Below are 3,025 nucleotides of genomic sequence, written 5' to 3'. Positions count from 1 at the left end.
GTCCGGGGATGCAAGGACGACGGTGGCCGCAGGGTCCGGGGGTGTGACGACGACGGTGGCCGCGGGTTCCGGGGGTGCGGCGAGGACGACGGTGGCCGCCGGCTCCGGGGGCGTGGCGGCGGCCCGCCGCAGTTCCGTGGCCCACTGCTCGGGGGCGGGCCGGTCGGACGGCGGGCGCTCCAGCGCCGCCCGCGCGAGCTCGCCCAGCGCGGGCCCGGCGGCGGCGAGCCGGCCGGGGTCGGTGGTGACCTGGTCGCGGGCCAGGAGCCGGATGGCCAGCAGCGCCAACGCGTGGGCGTCGCCCTCCGCCGTGCCCCGCTCCTCACCATCGGGGAGCTGCCAGCCGCGTTTGCCCGGCCGCGGCAGGACGTCCGCGCCGTCCAGCCGCATGGTGTCGCAGCCGATCAGGAAGCACTCCGGGGGCGCGGCGGTGGAGAAGAGCACGTTCCTGGGTGACAGGTCGCCCACGACGACGCCCATCGTGTGCAGGCGGGTGAGCGTGTCGGCCAGGTCGGCCAGCAGCAGCAGGCGGTCGCGGTCGGCGGCCCGCAGGCCGATCCTGGCGGTGTGGGCGTCGTCGTTGAGCAGGATGTCCAGGGTGGCCGCCGTGGGCGAGGGGCCCGACGGGGTCGGCAGGTCGAACAGGTGGCGCCGGGGCGCCGACCGCATCAGGAAGCCGGTGACGTCGCCGTCCGCCTCCACGAGCTCGGCCGGCCAGGCCGCCTTGCCGGCCAGCCAGGCCGCGTCCCATCCCGGGAGCCGGCCGATCAGCTCCGCCATCGCGGCCAAGGCGGTGGCGTCGAGGTCGCTCAGGGCGTCGGGGTCGTACTCCTTGTAGGCGACGTCCCACTGGCCGTTGATCTTGCGTTCGAGCACCTCATGGACCGTCCCCTGACCGCCTCGGCCGAGATGCCGGCCGAGCGTGAGGGTGGCGCGTTCCGTGCGGCTCATCCGGCCTCGTTCCGATCGACGGGCGTGCGGCGCGGGCGGCCTCCCGGGAACCACGCCACACGGCGGCGTCGGCTCGCCTCGGTCACGTGTGCCCACCGTCCTCCGTGTCCCTTATCGGGAGACATTAGCGTCCTTGTCGTGAAGATCAAAGGCGACGGAGGCTACCGCGCCGGGACGGGGAGCGTCACCTCCACGGTGGTGCCCGCGCCGGGACCGCCGTCGATGAGGCAGCTCCCGCCCAGCTCCGCCGTGCGCTCGCGCATCGAGGCCAGGCCGACGCCCGGACGGCGCCGCGGCGGCAGGCCCACGCCGTCGTCGGCGATCAGCAGGCGCACCGTCCCGGGCTCGCGGCGCAGCTCGACCCGGACGCGGGTGGCGCGCGCGTGCCGCCGGACGTTCGTCAGCGCCTCCTGCGCGATCCGGTAGAGGGCCACCTCGACTGCGGCGGGCAGGTCGTCCAGGTCGCCTTCGGCGCTCACCCGCGCGACGAGGCGCGGCTGATCAGGGAGCGGCTCGGGCGCGCCCTCCGCGAGTTCCCTGACGGCGGCGGCCAGGCCCAGCTCGTCCAGGGCGGGCGGACGCAGGCCGTGCACGAGCCGGCGGATGTCGGACGTGACCGCGTCCATGCCGGAGCGCAGCTCGCGCAGCAGCGCGTCCGCCGCCTCCGGGGAGCTCTTCAGGCTCAGGCGGGCCAGGTTCACGGTCATCGCGAGCGCGCCGAGCGTCTGGCCCAGGCCGTCGTGCAGGTCGCGGCGCAGCCGCCGCCGTTCCTCCTCCCGCGCGGTCAGGATGCGCTCCCGGGAACGTTGCAGGTCGGCTGCCATCCGCACCGCGTGCGCCACGTCGGCCGCGTACGGGACCAGCGTGGCCAGCACCCGCTCGTCGTGCGCCGCGGGGAACCGGCGCGGGGCGGGCGGGCCGACCAGCAGCCGTCCCACCCGCTCACCGTGCCAGACCAGCGGCACCTCGCGGGGGTGAGCACCGACCCGCCCGCTGACCTGCCCGCTGACCTGCCCGCTGACCTGTCCACCGGCCTGCCCGCTGACCTGCTCGCTGATCGGGCCGCCCGCGGGGTGACCCGGCTCGCCGCCGGTCACCTCCACCGCGACCCCCTGCACCGCGAGGCCCGTGCGAGCCCGGCGAGCTGGTCGTACCCGGACACCACGAGGCTCGACAGCGCGGCCACGCCGAAGTAGATCCCGCTGGCCACGGCCACCAGCCCCGCGGCGACGAAGGCCCGGCTGATGAGGGTGTCGATGCCGTACAACCGGTGGCGCAGCACCGAGAACACCAGCGCGACCGGGATGAGCGCCGCCCACACCACCGACAGCCAGTACAGGTCCGGCAGGACGATGCCGACCAGCATGAACACGATGTACCCGGCGAACGCCGACAGTGGCCAGCCGATCTGCCGCCGGCCCGCCGGGTCCGCCCGCCGCAGGCGCAGCAGCAGGGACAGCGCCGCCAGCGGCAGCGTCAGCAGGATCCCCGTCCAGGTCACCACCCCGAACGCCGGGAGGTACGGCCCCAGCGCGGGCAGTTGCAGCGGGTTCGGGATGACCGCGGGCAGCGGGTAGCTCTCGATCGGCGGGTCCGGACGTACGCACTGGCGCGCGGTCTCGGCGGCGATGGAGACCACCCCCAGCGCCACCACCGCCCGCCAGCGCCTGGCGGGCAACCTGCTGTCGGGGGTGTACAGCGGCAGCAGCATCTCCAGCGCCAGCCCGGACACCGCCCAGCCCGCCTGCGCGAGCAGCCTCAGCGTCCCCGCCGTCGCGAGATCGCCGTGCGCCGCGGACGCCAGCATCGTCGCCTGGCAGAAGTCGTAGACGGCGCCGCCGAGCCCGCCCGCGCACATCAGCCAGGCCAGGGTGAACCGGGGCCGGTGCGCGACGAGGAACGCGGCGATCGCGGGGAAGGTCAGCCCGGCCACCGTCAGCGGGCTGAGCGTCCCGGACAGCCGCCACTCGGCGGGGAGCCCGGCGAGCTGGTCGTACCCGGACACCACGAGGCTCGACAGCGCGGCCACGCCGAAGTAGATCCCGCTGGCCACGGCCACCAGCCCCGCGGCGAC

General features: G+C 75.7%; 1 protein-coding gene and 2 pseudogenes. All 3 read right to left on the bottom strand.

Translation table 11 applies throughout. The features are described from left to right. Nucleotides 1–951: pseudogene (locus FAF44_RS52850) on the bottom strand (hypothetical protein); the annotation flags it as partial. Nucleotides 952–1,112: 161 nt separating this feature from the next. Next, complete coding sequence (locus FAF44_RS52845; protein WP_237111063.1) at nucleotides 1,113–2,069, bottom strand: sensor histidine kinase; 957 nt, start codon at nucleotides 2,067–2,069, stop codon at nucleotides 1,113–1,115. Further along, a pseudogene (locus FAF44_RS52840) lies at nucleotides 2,045–3,025 on the bottom strand (sensor histidine kinase); the annotation flags it as partial. The gene FAF44_RS52845 and the pseudogene FAF44_RS52840, both read right to left, overlap by 25 nt.

The sequence above is a fragment of the Nonomuraea sp. MG754425 genome, from assembly GCF_021699195.1.
Taxonomy (GTDB): domain Bacteria; phylum Actinomycetota; class Actinomycetes; order Streptosporangiales; family Streptosporangiaceae; genus Nonomuraea.
This window is presented reverse-complemented; position numbering and strand designations above follow the sequence as displayed.